General features: G+C 39.8%; 10 protein-coding genes and 1 pseudogene. 5 read left to right on the top strand and 6 right to left on the bottom strand.

Annotated features, from left to right (window positions below; translation table 11 throughout):
- Positions 1-78 precede the first annotated feature (78 nt).
- Positions 79-900, top strand: a complete 822-nt coding sequence (locus tag RCG23_RS03065) for a 5'-nucleotidase, lipoprotein e(P4) family (protein WP_308178544.1) — start codon at positions 79-81, stop codon at positions 898-900.
- Positions 901-972: 72 nt separating this feature from the next.
- On the opposite strand, the gene RCG23_RS03060 is transcribed toward RCG23_RS03065, so the two are convergent.
- Positions 973-1,416, bottom strand: coding sequence for a GNAT family N-acetyltransferase (locus tag RCG23_RS03060; RefSeq protein WP_308178543.1), 444 nt, complete (start codon positions 1,414-1,416; stop codon positions 973-975).
- Positions 1,417-1,854: 438 nt separating this feature from the next.
- Here RCG23_RS03060 and RCG23_RS03055 point away from each other — a divergent pair.
- A pseudogene (locus RCG23_RS03055) lies at positions 1,855-2,834 on the top strand (tRNA dihydrouridine synthase).
- Positions 2,835-2,966: 132 nt separating this feature from the next.
- On the opposite strand, the gene RCG23_RS03050 reads toward RCG23_RS03055, so the two are convergent.
- Together RCG23_RS03050 and RCG23_RS03045 are read right to left on the bottom strand one after the other, a co-directional pair.
- A complete protein-coding gene (locus RCG23_RS03050) occupies positions 2,967-3,320 on the bottom strand; it encodes a prolyl oligopeptidase family serine peptidase (RefSeq protein ID WP_308178542.1) in 354 nt (117 codons plus the stop codon).
- Positions 3,321-3,372: 52 nt separating this feature from the next.
- Positions 3,373-5,019 (bottom strand): prolyl oligopeptidase family serine peptidase, encoded by a 1,647-nt coding sequence (locus RCG23_RS03045; RefSeq protein ID WP_308178541.1) that lies wholly within the window; start codon positions 5,017-5,019, stop codon positions 3,373-3,375.
- Between the two features lie 231 nt (positions 5,020-5,250).
- On the opposite strand from RCG23_RS03045, the gene RCG23_RS03040 reads away from it, so the two are divergent.
- Entirely contained in the window at positions 5,251-7,233 is a 1,983-nt protein-coding gene (locus RCG23_RS03040) for a DUF4179 domain-containing protein (protein ID WP_308178540.1), read from the top strand.
- 120 nt (positions 7,234-7,353) lie between these two features.
- Here the strand turns inward: RCG23_RS03040 and RCG23_RS03035 are convergent, their stop codons facing one another.
- From RCG23_RS03035 to RCG23_RS03025, 3 genes are all read right to left on the bottom strand, one after another.
- Positions 7,354-8,586 carry a multidrug effflux MFS transporter gene (locus RCG23_RS03035; RefSeq protein WP_308178539.1) on the bottom strand — a complete coding sequence of 411 codons (1,233 nt, stop codon included), beginning with the start codon at positions 8,584-8,586 and terminating at the stop codon, positions 7,354-7,356.
- A gap of 856 nt (positions 8,587-9,442) precedes the next feature.
- Complete coding sequence (locus RCG23_RS03030; protein ID WP_308178538.1) at positions 9,443-10,345, bottom strand: DMT family transporter; 903 nt, start codon at positions 10,343-10,345, stop codon at positions 9,443-9,445.
- Positions 10,346-10,584: 239 nt separating this feature from the next.
- On the bottom strand, positions 10,585-12,582 hold the full coding sequence (locus RCG23_RS03025; protein ID WP_308178537.1) for a S9 family peptidase: 1,998 nt from the start codon (positions 12,580-12,582) through the stop codon (positions 10,585-10,587).
- A gap of 472 nt (positions 12,583-13,054) precedes the next feature.
- Here RCG23_RS03025 and RCG23_RS03020 point away from each other — a divergent pair, with 472 nt between their 5' ends.
- Both RCG23_RS03020 and RCG23_RS03015 read left to right on the top strand, forming a co-directional pair.
- Complete coding sequence (locus RCG23_RS03020) at positions 13,055-14,170, top strand: mechanosensitive ion channel family protein (RefSeq protein WP_308178536.1); 1,116 nt, start codon at positions 13,055-13,057, stop codon at positions 14,168-14,170.
- A 470-nt stretch (positions 14,171-14,640) separates the two neighbouring features.
- The gene (locus RCG23_RS03015; RefSeq protein WP_308178535.1) at positions 14,641-18,765 is read left to right on the top strand and encodes a S8 family serine peptidase; all 4,125 of its coding nucleotides are present in this window, start codon (positions 14,641-14,643) and stop codon (positions 18,763-18,765) included.
- Positions 18,766-18,781 lie beyond the last annotated feature (16 nt).

Genomic DNA, 18,781 nt, shown 5'->3' with positions numbered 1-18,781 from the left:
ATCGGGGAGTCACAGTGACAATAAATGTTAAGGTTTTGTTACATACTATATTCGAATTTTAATAAAGGGGGTTTTTTTATGCTGAAAAAAATAATGCCATTATTATTTGGTGCGGTTATCGCTTTTCCATTATTTGGTTTTGATGCAAAGGCTGCACCAGTGGCAGAAACAACTGTTAATCTGCAGGAGCAAAATACGATGTCTGTCCTTTGGTTCCAAACTTCAGGTGAAGCAAAAGCACTTTATTACCAGGGCTACAATATTGGGAAGATGAGGCTGGAGGAGCTGTTGAAAAAGAATCCAAAGAAAAAAGGTGTTAAACCAGCTGTTGTTTTAGATATTGATGAAACAATTGTCGATAATAGTCCATACCAGGCTTGGAATGTAGTGTCTGGAACAGGATATCCGGTGAACTGGAACCAATGGATCGACAGGGCAGAAGCAAAACCGCTTCCCGGTGCAGTAGACTTCCTGAATTATGCGAATGCCAAAGGGGTAGAAATTTTCTACATCTCTAATCGCAGTGAAGCCCAAAAGGCGGCAACAATTAAAAACCTGAAACAAATAGGTGCTCCACAGGCTGATGCCCGGCACATCCTCCTTCAGCAGCCTGGAGAAAAAGGAAAGGAAACAAGGCGCCGGCAGGTTGCTAAGACGTATGATATACTCCTATTATTTGGAGATAACCTTGGTGACTTTAGCGGCTTTGATAATCTCTCAGCAGCTGGAAGAGTGCAGGCGGTTGAAAATCGGAAGGATGAGTTTGGGAGAAAGCTGATCGTGTTCCCAAATCCAATGTATGGGGATTGGGAAGGGGCAATCTACAATAATGACTATAGTAAATCTGATAATGAAAAAGATCAGATGAGAAAGCAAAACCTCCAGCCATTTATGAAATAGATTAATCAGGGAGCCAGCCAAATTATGCGGCAGGTCTGATGATGAATCACTAACATTTACTATTCGTTGTGATTAGTGAAGTGATTCTTTATTCACTACAATTTCCTCCACTAAAGTAAAGTGGTCAGTAGGCAAGCTCCATAGAAAAAATGTATGAGCTCCTGTGTACATCTGAGGTGCCTGATCCCTATTCTGCCAAAATAAAATGGCCATCCTTTTCCAGGATGAACTGGCAAGAAGGTCCTTATATTCATCCTTGCTTTCAAGAACATGCTTTGCATAGGAACATGCGGGGATGATCAGCTTGTTTTCTTCCCTGGCAAATTTCGCAATTCTGTTAACAAGCTGTCTTCCGAACCCTTTTCCGCTCTGGTCTTCATCAACAAGGGTGTGTGTGACAGTAATCCGTTCTTTGCCGTTTTCATCATGACCAGAAGGAACATATTGAATGCGGGCAATCTCCATGCCGTTTTCCTCCATGTAAAATTCCTGGTTGCCTGTTTTGATTTCGGGCATGTAAAAACCTCCTAGGAAAAAATACTCTATGTTCAAAAGTTTCCCTCAATCCTGTTTCCTAAACAAATTTTTCTGCAGGCAGGATTAAGCAAAAAACAGACTGATTGATAGCCATTTAAAAGCTGCCCCTATAAATAAGCGGGGCGCTTATGTTTACATCAGGGTACCTGATTTACCACCCTCCACACATGTTGAGACCGTCACAAGAATTAAATTAGAATCGTTTATCTAAGTTCACTCCTGTTAAAGGGGTTGGCTTTTCGTGTATCTGTGAAACAATTTATGAAACAATATTTTTCGGGGAGTCACAGTGACAATCCGTTTGATAAAAAGGGCTAAAGCATGGTATAAGTGTAAATGAAGCAGGGACATTCTGCGTTTTAATTTTGGGATAAGGGTTGGCCTTGTATCTCTTAATGAGAGGATTTGAAGTGCAATATGAAAGAGAATTTTTGGCGTGATTTACCACGGCCATTTTTTATACTGGCACCCATGGAAGAAGTGACGGATGTTGTGTTTCGGCATGTAGTGAGTGAGGCAGCCAGACCTGATGTGTTTTTTACCGAGTTTACAAACAGTGAGAGTTATTGTCACCCAGATGGGATCAAAAGTGTGCAGGGGCGTTTGACTTTTACAGAGGATGAACAGCCAATTGTGGCCCATATATGGGGGACAAGCCTGAAAACTTTCGGCGAATGAGTATTGGTATGGCGGAACTGGGCTTTAAGGGTTTGGATATCAATATGGGCTGTCCCGTACCCAATGTGGTACAGAATGGGAAGGGAAATCGCATTATCCGCCGTCCGGAAGTGGCAGCAGAATTAATACAAGCGGCAAAAGCGGGCGGATTGCCCGTAAGTGTTAAGACAAGGATTGGTTTCACGGATGTAGACGAATGGAAGGGCTGGCTGACACACATATTGGAACAAGACATTGCTAATCTTTCCATTCATCTGCGTACAAGAGATGAAATGAGCAAAGTGCCTGCGCATTGGGAGCTGATCCCCGAGATTAAGAAACTTCGTGACGAGGTGGCACCAGATACCCTTTTGACGATCAATGGGGATATTCCTGACCGTCAAACTGGCCTGAAGCTTGTTGAACAATATGGTGTCGATGGAGTTATGATTGGGCGTGGTATTTTCCATAATCCATTTGCCTTTGAAAAGGAGAAGAAAGATCATAGCAGTGAGGAATTGCTGGATCTCTTAAGTTTGCATATGGATCTTCATGATAAATATTCGCATTTAGAGCTGCGGCTGTTCACGGCTCTTCATCGCTTTTTTAAGATTTATGTCAAAGGATTCCGTGGGGCGAGTGAATTAAGAAATCAATTAATGAACACGAAATCAATAGAAGAAGTTCGTGCATTGCTTGATAACTTTTCAAAGAATCTTGATATAATGGGGGAACAGTAGACCCAATTGAAGGTAAAAGCGAAGTAGTACCTGGTGTGCCTCGAAAAAGTTAAAGTTTCTATTTTTCAAGGCGACCCGGTGGCAATTAAATTCGGCAATCTATAATCCCCCCGGATTACCGGGGGGATTTCTTTATTCGGCAGACACGCCGAGCTTATCGAGAATGAACGCATAACAGGCGGCGGATTCTTTTAAGTTATTGAAACGGCCTGATGCGCCGAAGTCGCCGGCGCCCATGTTTGTTTTGAGCACGAGGACGTTGTCATCCGTTTTTAAAGTTCTAAGGTGTGCAACCCACTTAGCCGGTTCCCAATAAGCAACTCGCGGATCGTTCAGACCGGTTGTGACATACATATGCGGATAATCTTTCGCTTCTACATTGTCGTAAGGACTATACGACTTCATATAGAAATAATCCTCCCGATCTTGAGGATTTCCCCATTCGTCCCATTCCAGAGTGGTAAGCGGAATTGAGGCGTCGAGCATCGTGGTGACTACATCGACGAACGGAACTGCCGGAACAATGACCTGGAACAGCTCACCGGCCAGTATTGGCCACTGCGCCTACAAGTAAGCCTCCCGCACTGACTCCGCGTGCCGCCATTTTACTTGGGGTTGTGTAGCCCTGCTCAATCAGATAGTTCGCTGCAGCGATAAAATCGGTAAACGTGTTTCGTTTATTCTGCATTTTTCCGTCTTCATACCAACTCCGTCCCATTTCGGAACCGCCACGCACTTGCGCTGTGACAAAAATAATTCCTTTTTCCAGCAACGGCAGACGATACGGGTCAAAATGCGGGTCACTGTTTGCTCCATACGATCCATACGCATACAGAATCAACGGGGCAGGCCCATTTTTGAGCGCACCTTCCCGATAAACGACAGTCATCGGCACATTGACTCCTTCGTCGGCTACTGCCCACAATTGCTCTTGGCGAAAGCGGGACGGATCATATTCCCCGCTGACAGGAGCAATTTGCAAACTTTGCTTCTCTCCGGTTAGTGGATTCAAGTTGTAGGTTGTTTTTGGCGTGAGCAAGGACTCATATTGGATCAATACCTCCGCTGTATCATAGCTTTGATCGGATAAAATCGACACTGTATAGAGGGGCTCATCCCATTCAATTCGCTCCAGCTCATCTTCCTGCAGGACCCAGATTTGCGTCAACCCGTTCTCGCGGCCGGCGATAAGCAGCGTGTCCCGGAATGGGTACAGTGCTTGAAGAAAGCGCTCCTCCTTATATTCAACGACTTTCACACGTGAATTAATGTCATTGAGAGGGCAGCGAAGCAATTGAAAGTTTAACGCCTCTTCATTTGTCAGTATGAGCAGTTCATCTCCCCAATGCTCGACATCATAAGTGATTCCCTCACGCCGTTCATCTAATAGCTGCAAAGGGGTTAACGGGGAATCTGCATCTAGCAGGCGAATCTCGCTCGTCGTTTTCGAGTTTGACTGCAAAAAAATAAATTTCCCACTTTGCGATTTTTTCACACTTAATGTAAACGTAATGTCTTTTTCTTCAAAAATCAGTTGATCACTGCCCACCTCACTGCCTAAATGATGCCGCCACAACTGGTATGGGCGTTGGCTCTCATCAACGGTAATATAAAAAATATATTCGCCACATCGGCTCCATTCCATACTGCCAAATAAAAAGACATCCGGAATCATGTCGGACAGAAGCTCGCCTGTTTCCAGGTCTTTTATATGTATCGTGTATCGGTCCGTTCCATCCCGATTCTCCAAATAAGCGAGACGGTTTTGATCGGTACTTATACGCTGTACGGTAATGCTTAAATATTCACCGTCTACGGCCAATTCATTCAGATCGAGCACCACTTCCTCTGGTGCTTTTGCCAGAAGCTCGCGGCTTGTCGCCTGCTTACGTGCATAGATGGGATATTGCTTGTTTTTGTCAAAACGTGAATAGTAAAAGAATTGTCCATGCTGAACCGGCACTTTCACTTCTGAATCGGGAACACGGTCAACCATGCTTTGATAAATTTGATCGGTTTGTTCTTCCAGCGGGCGCATGATTTCATCGTAATACCGATTTTCTTCCTCCAAATAAGTGATAACCTCTGGATTGGTGCGATCCTTTAACCAATAATAGTTGTCTTTGCGCACATCGCCATGCAATTCATGGGGATGAGGAATGCGTTTTGCTACAGGTGGTTTCATAAGTTCCTCCTTTCGTTATAGGTATTCTTTTCTTGACAAGGCCGGTGATTTCCTCCTTTTATTTTTACAGGCATGATAGCCTAACCAGTAGTATAATTGGTATTGCCAATAAATTCCTTTCCTTATATGATTAAGTATAAAGAGGGTAATTCAAGGGGGAACAAATGATCATACCGGCAAAAATAGAGTCCAGTACAAACATTCCGACAAGACAAAATAATGTGGAATCCATTGCAGAATGGTTCAATCAGCATAAGCAATCGTTCTATATGCTGGGGTGACTTTCTTCGTAATCAACAGGAAATAGAAAAGCTTTTCTACCTTTCCATACTAAAAGTGCATAAGGAGTTTCCCAAATACAAAAACGAAACTTCATTCGAAAAATGGGTTACATCTATTTTTCTTAAAATCTGTCGGGAACTTTCTATTGAAGAAAGTTTACAAGCTCCAGAGGAACCTCGCCTGGATTTATTTAAGGCGCTTGATCAGTTAAGTTTGAATGAGAAAGAAGCGATGGCCCTTACGAATTTAAAAGGATTTACCCGGGAGGACGCTGCACATCTTCTACATGTTTCCGAGGAAAAACTAAAGGAGCATTTGTTCTCCGGAATACAGTCACTAAAAAAAGGACTGGGAAATGGACAAAGCTTAAATGGTTGTAAAGAGTATCATAAGGATTACCTGGATTACTTGGAAAGAACCCTGGACCGGAAGGAAAAGGTTGCTTTCGAGATACATATTTATCAATGCCCAAACTGCCAGGAGGATTTGGCTGCCTTTCAGGATGTCATGTTGACCTTGTTTAATGTTGCTGAAGGGATGGAGGATTTTCAGGTCCCATCCGGTTTCATGGAGAATGTCAATGCGAGGCTGGCGGAAGAGGGAAGGCACAGGCAGCTGAAGAAAAATAAACGGATTCGATTGGGAATTGTTTTTGCAAGTATTTTGGCATTATTAATAGGTTTAGAGGTACTTACAGGTTCATTCACCAACCTCTACTATTCATATACAGAAGAAGATCCGGAATTACGCGCCTTCTATCATCAAGGCCTGGGGAAAAGGCTTAACTTGGAAGCGGAAAGTAATGGGGTGAAAATCCGAATCAGGAGCGCGATTGCAGATGATGTCCAGACACTGATTTTTTACGAAATAGAAGATACGGCAGAAGAAAATCAATATATGGTAGGGTATGAAGGTTATTCTGTAAAGGACCAATATAAAATTATGAGCCATATAAGAGAGCCAAGGTACCTTCCTCCAAATCTTGAAACGGAAGCAAATAAAAAAGACAAGAACGTGTTCCGGGGGAAGCTGAGTCTTTTGCCGCTGAATAAGAATCACGGTACAATCAGGCTGGAAATCAAAAACCTTCAGAAATTGATTCGTGATTCCTCAGCCGAAAGTTACGAGAATCCGGCTCTAAAAACAGGAGTATGGAACTTCAAGATTCCTATAACAAAACACCCTTCTATCGAATATGCATTGGATAAAGAAACGAAAGTCGAGGGCGTTCCGGTGCGATTTGAAAAACTAACCATTGCTCCGACAACGACCATTCTGCAATACGCCATTAATCATGAACGGCCGCAGAAGCGAATTGAATTCCTTACTTTTGACAGGCTGAAAGTGAATGATAAAAAAGTCAAAGCTGATAACTTTGGCAGTTCCATGATAGAATCACAACCTGACAATTGGACCTCTTTTCAAGCAAACTTTGACCCGCTTTATGGAGAAAAGCCGAAAGAGGTCAACGTTCGCTTAAATTTAGCCTTCATAACGGTTGAGGAGAAGAAAACCATTGGGCTCGATGCTTCATGGGCATATCCCCAAACCTTTGAATATGCAGGCAGCAAAATCTCCATCGACAAGTTTGAAGCTGGCCCGCCTTCCAAAGTTGTCATTAGCAATCATGAAATCAAGAATCGTGCGTATGAGTCACTCCGATTAGACTTTTTTGATGGTGATGGAAATGGAATGAGTACAACGGAGAACGACAATGAGGGAGTAATTGTAGATAAAAGCGGGAAGGAATATGATCGCAGAGCAAACATTAACTTTCAAAAAGTTGATCATCCCCGTTATTTCACTACAGTTCAAACCTTTGAGTTGGACAGTACCAACACTGGAGAGAATGGCACACCTAATAGACTTGAGATTTATGGGTATAATACAACAAAGTTTTTGAATGACGTGGTAAAGATATCGTTGAAATGACATCCATGTTTAGCAACAGCACAATGAACAAGACCCAAGTGATGAATCTCTCACTTGGGACTTGTTTTATTTCGTTTTAATTAACTAGTGTACTCCGAAAAACAACCGAAGTAGAGCCAACTATACCTTAGCTTTTATGCTAGATTCCGAACCTTGAACTGGAAACGAACCTTTCCGGACTAAAACGAAATAGGAAAGGAAGGCCAGTAAGCTTGCGCCAAAGATGGTGACGCCCATTGGAATGCCTGTATAAGCTCCAGCTATGCCGACAAGCGGCGCAGCTATGGACCCAAGGACAAATGGCAATAAGCCCAATAATGCTGAGGCACTGCCTGCAATATGTCCTTTTGACTGAATGGCTAATGTAAAAGATGTCGTTCCGATAATACTGATGGATGTGACAAAAAAGAAGACAGGGATGGCAAAGGCGATAAGCGGTGCTTTTAAAAGAAGCGCGATCAATAAACACGCACCCGCCAGGTTAGAGAGTCCTAACCCTATTTTTAAGAAAGTCCGCTCCGAAATGATATCTGTTAAGCGACCAACCGATTGGCTTCCAATAATTAAACCTATGCCATTTACCCCAAATAACAGACTGAACTGCTGGGGCGTGACTCCGTAAATATTCTGATAAACAAAAGAGATTCCGGATACATAGGCAAAGATTCCAGCTGTAGTGAATCCCTGAGTTAGTGCATACCCCATGAATTCTCGATCTCTGAATAATGAACCAAAGTTTTTCACGAGTTGAGGCAAGTTACTTGGGACACGTTGTGCCATTGGCAGCGTTTCTTTTAGTTTTAATGAAGAAGTGAGGGTTAATACCAGGCCAATACAAGCCAAAGCAACAAACACTCCATGCCAATTGGTAAAGGTTAGGATGGAGCCTCCAACAATCGGTGCAACGATTAGGCCGAGGTTACCTACTAATAACATTAAAGTAAAAAACTTGGTCAGTTCCTTTCCAACAAAAAGGTCCCTGACAACAGCTCTGGAGATGACAAGACCGCCTGCTGCAGAAAAGCCTTGAACAAAACGAGCCGCAATAAGGAAATAGATATTGGGTGCAAACGAGCAGGTTATTGAGGCTAAAATATATAAGCAAAGAAAAAATAACAAAGGGTTTTTGCGGCCTTTCACATCACTCAATGGACCAATAAACAGCTGGCCTGCTCCCAGTCCTAATAAACAAGCAGTTAAACTAATTTGTACGAGTGAAGCCGTAGTATGAAAATCTTTTACAATAGTAGGAAAGGACGGTAAATAGGTATCTATTGTAAAAGGTCCTAAAAGTCCCAGTGATCCTAAAAGCAAAGCAAGTTGTATTCGTTGTTTTCCACTAGGTTTATTCAAATTTTTCTCACCTTTCATTTAAAATAGCAGTTTCTAATAATATCTCTAGTATTTTTAGATAAGGTTTTTACGGCTGCTTTAAAAAATCCCCTCATATGTCCGCCAAAACTCATTTATTTCGATATCCGAAATTCCGTCGTTCCATTATAACCTGAAACTTATTCAAGGGTAAACTTTTTTAGACTTTCCAAAGGATTAGAAACACTTAAATTTCCAGTATGCCCCATTATGAAGTGCTTCTGCCCAGTTCTTATCAGTTTTCGTTGGACAGTAAAAGGTTAAATATTGGAAGTTAAAAACTATTAGTAACTACTTAGGTACCAGAAAAAAGAGCCCACACCAAAAGTGATTTGAGCCTTTAAAGAAGATGTTAATTTTTGCAACTGGGACCATCAGGATCCGTTCTTATTTGTTGGGAGATTAGGTTAAACATCCAGCCTGATAAATAGACGGAAAATTTCCACCTAATCATTAAATTGGATTGAAAACAGCTTAAATAGACGGAGAAATTCCGCCTATTTACTTAAAAACTGCGAAAATGGGGTACTTTTCTTTGCATAACTGGAAATCCTCCGCTTATTTAGCCCGAAATGAGCTCCATTCTGCATGTAAGCGGAAAACCTCCGCTTATTTTAAATTCCCTGGTTACTCTGGTTACTGAGAAAGGACAAACCTTCTTATTTCATTACGACTACCTAAGTAGTTACAACTATTAAATGACCTGCCTTGTAAAACAAAAAAGGATAGATAGAGCATATTTAATTCTGCTCATCTATCCTTTTTTTATTGCTGGCTTTAAAATGTGCGAATATAAAAGGAAAAATAGGGCACTCCTTTATATGTTCTTTCTAAAGTCTTAAGCTCCAATTTTCTCTTGTTCTACAACCTGTTTTGCCGTCTGCTTTTGCTTCTTATTTACGAGATAAATACTGGCCACAATCAGTATAATTCCTAAAAATAAGAGTTTCGTAAAGGGTTCATTCAAAAATAAAGTCCCTATGACAACTGCGAGCATTGGAACTAAGAATGTAAAAGTTGCCACAACACTCGCATCCCCCGTTTTCACAAGTATGACGTAGAGAATCCATGATATCGCAATACCTAGAATCGTACCAAATGAAAGACCAAATAAAAACGTATCATTCCAAACAATACTAGTCCACTTTTCAGAGGAAAGTCCGGCAATCATAAGAACAAATCCCCCAATTAAACACTGTAAAGCTACCATCCAAAGCGAATCAACAAAGTGAGCATTTTTTTTGGTATAAACTGTACCTAATGCCCACGAGAGAGCTGATAATATTCCAAATATAATCCCTGAAATGGAAACATGGCTGGAAAATCCTTCTGCGCTGACAGAAATGACTCCAAGAAAACCCAGAATAAGTCCCAATACTTTAGGTATGGTCATCGATTCCCCTAACCATAGCCAAGCAAGAAGACCTACTAAAATAGGTTGAAAATAGACAATTACAGAGAATAAACCTGATGGTACTAATTTAAGCCCCTCTGTTTGCAGCCCATAGAACAAAGCAATATTTAATGTGCCGGTAATAACATATATTTTCCAATTCTTTCGCCATTGAATTCGGGCACGTGTTTTCCAAATGACAGCACCAAGGAGCACACCGCCCAATAAACACCTAAGGCCAGCAAAAAGCAAAGGAGGTGTAAATACCAAGGCAAGTTTATAAATTGGCCAGGAAACACTCCAAATAATGATTAAGCCTGCCATCATTAAGTACCATTTTAAATTCATCAGATCTTTTCTCCCTCAGTTTTATTGTACAAAATGACAGACACATATACTTAGACTTATAGAGCCTATCACCTATCTAATATAAAAAACATAACTTTCATAGAATACGCCCCTTCGTTAAATATTTCAATTAAGAAGTTTTGATAAAATTTCTCCTGACTGTTAGAATCACAATGTAAAAAAGAAAGAGAAAGAATCCAAAAGGACTCTTTCTCTCATCAATCTATATAAATTAATACTTAATTTCTGCGATCATCAAACCAGCCAATTAAATGCTGTAAACGCTCCAAGCGATGCTTTGGTTTACCAGAGCGGGAAAGTTCATGGGTTTCATCCGGGAAGCGGATGAGCTTTGTTTCCACACCCAGGCGCTTAAGTGCGACATACCATTGCTCTGCCTGTTCCATTGGACAGCGTAAGTCTTGTTCGCTGTGCAGGATGAGGATAGGTGTTTTAACATTGCGAGCATGGTGAAGCGGTGATATTTCTAATAGCTTGTGTGCATCATCCCATAGATCCGCATGTCCGTGCTGCCATTCAGTAAAGAAGAAACCAATGTCACTTGTTCCATAGAAGCTGTGCCAGTTACAAATACTGCGCTGGGTAACGGCAGCTTTGAAACGGTCTGTACGAGTGACAACGACGTTGGTCATATACCCGCCGTAGCTTCCTCCAGTGACGAATAATTGATCCTGGTCGATGTAGTTAAAGTTTTCTAGGACATAATCTACACCTGCCATGATATCTTCATAATCCATACCGCCGTAATCACCGATAACGGCGTTGACAAAGTCATGGCCATAGCCATGGCTTCCTCTTGGATTCGTGTAAAGCACCACATACCCTTTAGCCGCCATCAATTGCATTTCATGGTGTAAGCCATTACCATATGCCGTGGCTGGACCGCCATGAATTTGGAGGATCATCGGATAGGTTTTTCCTTCCTCAAAACCATAAGGCTTTAAGATCCAGCCTTCCGTATCCTGACCATCTGTACTCTTGTAATGGAAATTTTCAGGAGTGCTTAAATGAACCTCACTGAATAGCTCTTTATTCCAATCAGTCAGCTTAACAACGTTATTCACATCGTTTAAGTCCTGAGTAACCAAATCTCCTGTAGAATGAGGAGTAGCCATCACAAGGACCGCTTGATCATCATTTACGATATCAAAAGAAGTAACGGAAGCGACAGAAGGGGACAGGGCTGCTGAAACCTTTCCTTCCAGATTTACCTTGAATAACTGACAATCTCCACCAACCGTTGCATCAAAGTAAATGTTAGAGCTTGCAGAGTCCCAAATGAGTCGTTGCTCTGCCGTGTCATACTTCGCATCGACACCGACAAGATTTCCAACTGTGTAATCAAAGCCTTCTGTTAAATTCGTAAATTCACCAGTTTCTACAGAAAACAAAAGAACATTCGCATTACCCTGGCTTCTTTCACCACGTGCATGACCAACAGCCGCTATCCATTTACCGTCTGGAGAAACAGAAGGTGAATAGACATATCCATTTGCTTGATAAAAAAGTGCTTCTTCCTTTGAAGCAATATCGTATTTCCAAATTGCAGGGAGGTAGCCCCATTCTTTATCTTCAGCCTTTGTTCCAACATAAAATAAGCTTTTTCCGTCTGGTGTGAAACGCGGCTGGGAGAAATCATGCTCTCCTTCAGTAAGCTTCGTAAATGACTTTGTCTCTACATCAAATAAATAAACATGCTTTCGATCTTCGTTATAAATACCAGCTCCGTCACCTTTATAACGAAGGCGAGTGATTACCTTCACATCACTTTTTTCTTCTTTCTTCTCTTCGTCCTTATCAGAGGTAAGTTTCAATTCCCCACTAATGGTAACAGCAAGCTGCTTTCCGTCCGGAGACCAGGTAAAATCACCAATTCCTTGCTTAACGTCTGTTAATTGGATTGCTTCGCCGCCATCAGTATGTAAAAGCCAAACTTGATTTTTTCCTGTACGATTTGAACGGAAAGCAAGTGTTTTTCCATCCGGTGACCACTTTGGAGCCGTATCTTTTACTATGCTATCTTTAGAATAATGAGAGGTAAACTGTCTGCCTTGCCCGTTTAAATCAGTTATGTAGATAAAAGAATAGTACCCATCCTTTTCTTTATCAACATGAGTTAAAACATAGGCCACTTTGTCTTTGGTAGGGGATACCTGTGGATCTCCAACAAACTTAAACTTACATAAGTCTTCTGCCGTAATAGGGCGTTTTGTCATTCTTTTTTCCTCCTTATTTAGCAAGCTATAAGACTATCTTAACATTTCGATAATCGAAATAAAATAACTTTTTCTGTATTTTCGCAATAAAAAGAATACTTAGTAGCTTGGTCTTTAACACCCATATTATTTTAGTAGGAGCAAGATTATGTTTTTTAAATAATTTTTCTTCTTTCTACTAAGTAAAATAGAAATGCCTTCTATCTTTGTTGAAAGTAAGCATATATTAATGCTTGCTTTTTGAAGGTATTAAAAGATACTTCAGCTTTAGTAAGATACTCAAAAGGTTTAACCATTTCTATAATTTATGACTTTGGTTGTATTTAAATATTATATTAATAAAGTTATGATATTTGGATGAAATGGTTTGAAAACAGTTGTTCTTAGGATCTATTTTTCCGAATACAATTGATTTTATAAATCATTTAAATGACTAAAATAGTTTTATGAAAAGAGAGAAGGTATTTTTGAAATGTCTTTGGGTTCATTAGTAATTGCTTTATCAATAATGAAGATAGACAATGATATGTTAAAAAATTTAGGAATTTCTATCGGGATTTTGGTTTTATTTATCCTTTTTAGAAACCTATTTACCAAGTATGTGTTCCAGTTGATTTTAAAATTGACTAGAAAAACACCCACTGATTTTTTCACACAGATATGTTTAAGTTTTGAACGTCCTTTAGGCTGGTTCTTTATTATTTTTGGTTTGTACCTGGCGATGGATTATTTCCCTTTTATAGATCAACATAATACGATATTTTTAAAATTATTGCGTTCCATGATCATTGTTTTAATTACATGGGGATTATTTAATTTGTCCTCTCCTACTTCGGGATTATTAATCAGTGTGAATCAAAAAATCAACAATAAAATAGATTTAATCCTTATTCCGTTTATTTCAAGAGCAATCCGAGTCGTCATGATCGCCATCAGTATCAGTATTATTGGCCAGGAATTTAATTATGACGTGAATGGATTGGTCGCAGGTCTTGGATTAGGGGGACTTGCATTTGCTCTGGCTGCCAAAGAAGCGGTCGGCAATTTAATTGGCGGGGTCGTGATTGTAACCGAAAAGCCGTTTTCGATTGGTGATTGGATCTTAACTCCGAGTGTTGAAGGTATAGTAGAAGATATCAATTTCAGAAGCACAAAAGTCCGTACTTTTAGCCAGGCTCTCGTAACCGTGCCGAATGCCACACTTGCAAACGAAGCAATTACAAACTGGAGCCGAATGGGGAAAAGAAAGATCGATTTTCACTTAGGGCTCAATTATCAAACTACAAGAGAAGAACTTGAAAGAGTCGTTCATCGGATCGAACAATTATTGAGAACGCATGAAGAGATCCATCCGGATACGATTATGGTGGCATTCGATCATTATAATGAAAGCAGCCTCGATGTTCTTGTCTATTTTTTCACGAATTCTACTGTTTGGACAGAACACGTTAAAATCAAACATGAAATCAACTTAGAAATCATGGGGATATTAGAGGAAGAGGGAGTAGAAGTTGCTTTTCCAAGCCGAACCATTTACGTATCTCCACAAACAAGTGAAGAATTTCAATCAATGGTTTCCGTTGATTGACTCATGTGTTGCTACATACACTCTGGACATACTGTGTGTAGCAAAATAAAAACCACCTACCCAATTTTATATATTGCACAGGAATTGCACACAATTTCTAGAAACAATGGAATATGCAAGGGGTTCGGAATGAGTCCATTCCGAACCCCTTTTGTCGACAAACTGAGCTGGCTAAGTTTTTCTTAGCCAGCTTTTTCTATTTTAAAATTAAAATAATTAACATTTGGCAATTGCGATAACAAATAAATTTGCATTCTTAATTTGGTAATTACGACTAAGATACTATATTGCAATATTAACTTCACTTAACTATTAGTGTAATAGGTAAAAGCGTTAACGGTTTAAACTATTACTTTTTACCTAATTTATAGTCAATCTTTATCTCATCGAAGTTATATTCATAATAGTTTATTCATAGTGTTAAAAGTATTAAATCAATGAACAAATTTAAAATAAAAGGGGTTGAGTTTTTGTTAAAGAACAAGAAATTAATGAATGTCGTTTCACGATTTTTAACAGTACTATTGTTATTTACTCTTGGGAGTCCCAGTTTTGCAGTTGAAAATAATCCTTCTACGAATATACATACCTTCACTAGCCCAAAACTAAATTACCCAGATAAAATTAGCTCAAAATTAACTGATGAATTTAATAGCGAGAAATATGTAACCTATATAATAAAGTTGTCTGAACAACCAGATGTGATGAGTATTTCTAATAATTCACTTCATAAGTTCAAGGCCAAAAATGTAACAGCTAGGACGGCTGTTCTAAACACGAGATCTGTCGTTGTGAATTCATTAAGAGAAGCTTCAACTAGAACCCAAGCTAGTTTAATGGACTACTTGGATGATAAAAAGGCATCTGGAGATGTGAAAGATTATAAGAGTTTCTATATTGTAAACTCTATGGCTATTACAAGTACAAAAAAAGTTATGGAAGAAATAGCAAAACGCAATGACGTAGCAAAAGTCCTTCCCAATGAAACGGTACAATTAAATGATAATCAAAGCACAGAAACTTCATCATCTAACAATGAAACTAAAAAAGAAGTTTCCCAAGGAGATAGAAATAGTCCTAAATCGGATGAGCCTGTAGATCCAAATATTCAATGGGATATTAATTTAATAGGTGTTCCGAAAGTATGGAAACAAGGGATTGATGGTAAAGGTATTGTAGTCGGTAGTTTAGATACCGGGGTTGATTATACTCACCCAGCGTTATTTAGAAAATGGAGAGCTGTGGATGAAAATGGAAAAGTATCAAATCCAGAATTAAGCTGGTTTGACCCTACTCCTAGGCATACCATTTTGCCTTTTGATGGAATAGGGCATGGGACACACACCATGGGTATTATGGTTGGTTCGGAAGAAAATGGTACACACAAAATTGGTGTGGCGCCTGGAGCTAAATGGATGTCTGCTCGAATATTTGATTCAAGTGGACACACTACCACTGAAATTTTACTTGAAGCAGGACAATGGATGTTGGCACCAACTGATGCAGAAGGAAACTTACATCCAGAGTTGGCACCCGATGTAATAAATAACTCTTGGGGAGGGGGACCAGGATTAGATGAGTTCTACCGCCTTATTGTTCAGGCATGGAAGGCAGCTAATATTGTGCCTGTTTTCTCTGCCGGGAATACAAATTCACCGTATAAAGCTGAACCTGGCACCGTTGCCAATCCAGCAAATTATCCAGAATCATTTGCAGTGGGTGCAACGGACAAATTCAATAATTTAGCAGATTTCTCCTTAAGAGGTCCATCTCCATATGGTCAAATCAAACCAGATGTTTCTGCGCCTGGTGTAAAGGTTCTTTCAAGTTTTCTAAATGGATCCTATGTTGAAGAAGATGGGACTTCGATGGCTGGACCAATTGTTGCCGGAGTTGCCGCGTTAATGCTACAAGAAAACGCATCTTTAGATGTAGATAAATTAGAATACATCATAAAACAAACCGCAACACCAATGACAAATAGTGACTATAACATTAGTCCTAACAATGGGTATGGATATGGTATTGTAAATGCTTATAATGCAGTTCAAACTGTTACTTCTGGGGTTGGTACCCTTACAGGTAAGGTAACTACACCAGGCGAGGACAATGAAAAACCAGTTATTGAGTATACGCCAATTAAACTAGCTTACACGAACGACGATAATCTCCATTTAGATATATCCGTAAGCGATAATATAAATGTTGGTACTGTAGAGGCTTTTGCCCGAATAACTGGAGACCAGGATTGGACATCTATTCAGATGGACCAAATATCGGGAGATAACAGACATGGCGTTTTCGAAGGACTAGTGCCAAGTGTCTTAGAAACGACAGCAGGCGTAGAATATTACTTTAAAGTTAGTGATTTTGGAAATAATCAAGTGACTACAGATATCAACTCTATTACGATTACGGATGGGGTTACACCAGGGTATTTTCAAAATTTCGAAGAAAACTTTGATGGTTATAAGATTTACGGAAAGAACAATACTTGGCAGTGGGGAGAACCTACTAGAGGTCCAGATTCTGCATTCTCTGGAAAAAAAGTCGTAGGTACAAATTTATCTGGAGCATATTATCCTAATTCAACAGCTGACTTACAATTGCCGACTATAAATTTATTAGATTCACCAGGAGGAGCCATTCTTTCTTTTAAGCAATGGTATGACTTAGAACAGGACAAAGATTTTGGTACAGTTTACATTTCAGCAAATTCAACAGGCAACGTATACATGCCAATAGAAACCATTACAAGTTTTAACGGGAAATGGGACACAAGATATATTGACCTTAGAAATTATGGTGGACAGCAAGTAAAAGTTAAATTGGAGCTAACTTCTGATGATGAAGTTCAGAATTTAGGATGGTACATCGATGATGTTTCTCTTGAAACTGACCATACTCCACCTGGTGCACCAAGTAATCTAAGTGGATATGCTGATCCATTAAATTTTATCAATCTAAAATGGGATGCTCCACAAGACAATGATGTGCAATTTTACAATGTATACCGTAGTACCACACCAGGTTCAGGCTACGAAAGCAGTGGTGGTTCAGTAACTCCTGATTTTATAGATACTTGGGTTGATGGTAAAGGTCCTTTTTATTATGTTGTTACTGCTGTAGATTATAGTGGAAATGAAAGCGTCTATTCTAATGAAATAAGTGTAAGTTTAGAAAGTAATCCAAAAGTAATTTTTCAGGACAACTTTGATGGACCGGATGATAACGGATGGACCCATTCTGGAACAATTGATGAATGGGAAAGAGGTAAGCCTCAAGGTGGGCCATCAGAAGCGAGTTCTGTTCCGAACGTTTGGGGAACAGATCTTGATGGGAATTATGAGGATAATAGTGATTATTCCTTATATTCACCAATTATAGATCTCTCAAACACAATTCATCCAATCGTGGCTTTCCAAGATTGGTTTCAAATTCAAGGCTACACGTACGGGAAGCCTCTGGACGATGTAAGTTTCGAAATATCCTCGGACGGAGGAACAAGTTGGACAAAAATCCAGGACTATAATGGTCTTTATGGAAATTCATGGTTCCAAGATGGTTTCAATTTAGAGGCATATAAAGGGAAACAAGTTCAATTTCGCTTCCACCTTACATCGAACGAATCTCTGAACTATGCTGGGTTTTACCTTGATGATTTTCAAGTATTAGATGTAAATGATAATGTAGCAGCAAGTATTCTATCGCATAATAGACCTGATATACATTCAGTCAAGTCGACAACAAATATAAAAAACGAAAGCAATAAATCCTCAAACACTGTTATATCTACTCCAAAAGAAGAGACTAGTGGGGTAATTGCAAATGGTCTACCTATTATAGGTTCGACAGTCACACTTTTGGAAACAGGTCAATCGGTCATTACTGACCCAAGGAATGGTACTTTCAAAATTAATGCTCTTCCTGGTACCTATACAGCTCGTGCAGAAGCATACGGATATTATCCGGAAGATCAAACGATTACGATAACGGATAATGAAACTACTACTGCAGACTTTAGTTTAGAGACTATTCCACATGGCATGATACAAGGTGTAATAACAGATCAAACAACCGGTCAACCGATTTCCCATGCTCGTATTATGGTTATGGAGGATGCGAGAGTTTCTCCAGTTTATACAGATTCTAATGGTATGTATACATTGGATTGTTTAGCAGGTGACTATACTTTATCTGTATCAGCTCCTGATTTCTATGATCAGCAACTAAAGGTAACAGTGGCAGGAGGACAAACGACTTCAACTAGTGTTGGTTTAAAATCATTTACCGGTCTTTCAGGTGAACTGGGATATGATGATGGTTCTATGGAATCTACTACAGCATTTAATAAAGCTGGTACTTTACAGGCTGTTCTTATGACTCCTGATACGAATACGGTTGAAGTAACTGGGGCTAAAATAATGTTCTTCGATGAAAGATTCCCGGCGCCAGGTGGAACTGATTTTAAATATGCTTTATATGATGCTAGTGGACCTAAGGGTGCCCCTGGAAAAATGATTGCCTGCCAATTGAAGGGACTGCTTTACGAAATGGGGATTGGACCACCGTTCACTTTGATACAGGAGTTATAATACATGGTGATTTCTA

It is taken from the genome of Neobacillus sp. PS3-34 (assembly GCF_030915465.1).
GTDB lineage: Bacteria > Bacillota > Bacilli > Bacillales > Cytobacillaceae > Neobacillus_A.
This window is presented reverse-complemented; position numbering and strand designations above follow the sequence as displayed.

Bases quoted from the DNA above. Each gene is read 5' to 3' on its own strand.
- RCG23_RS03030 (WP_308178538.1), bottom strand. From the start codon at position 10,345: ATGAATTTAAAATGGTACTTAATGATGGCAGGCTTAATCATTATTTGG.
- RCG23_RS03060 (WP_308178543.1), bottom strand. From the start codon at position 1,416: ATGCCCGAAATCAAAACAGGCAACCAGGAATTTTACATGGAGGAAAAC.
- RCG23_RS03045 (WP_308178541.1), bottom strand. From the start codon at position 5,019: ATGAAACCACCTGTAGCAAAACGCATTCCTCATCCCCATGAATTGCAT.
- RCG23_RS03020 (WP_308178536.1), top strand. From the start codon at position 13,055: ATGTCTTTGGGTTCATTAGTAATTGCTTTATCAATAATGAAGATAGAC.
- RCG23_RS03025 (WP_308178537.1), bottom strand. From the start codon at position 12,582: ATGACAAAACGCCCTATTACGGCAGAAGACTTATGTAAGTTTAAGTTT.
- RCG23_RS03065 (WP_308178544.1), top strand. From the start codon at position 79: ATGCTGAAAAAAATAATGCCATTATTATTTGGTGCGGTTATCGCTTTT.
- RCG23_RS03050 (WP_308178542.1), bottom strand. From the start codon at position 3,320: ATGCTCGACGCCTCAATTCCGCTTACCACTCTGGAATGGGACGAATGG.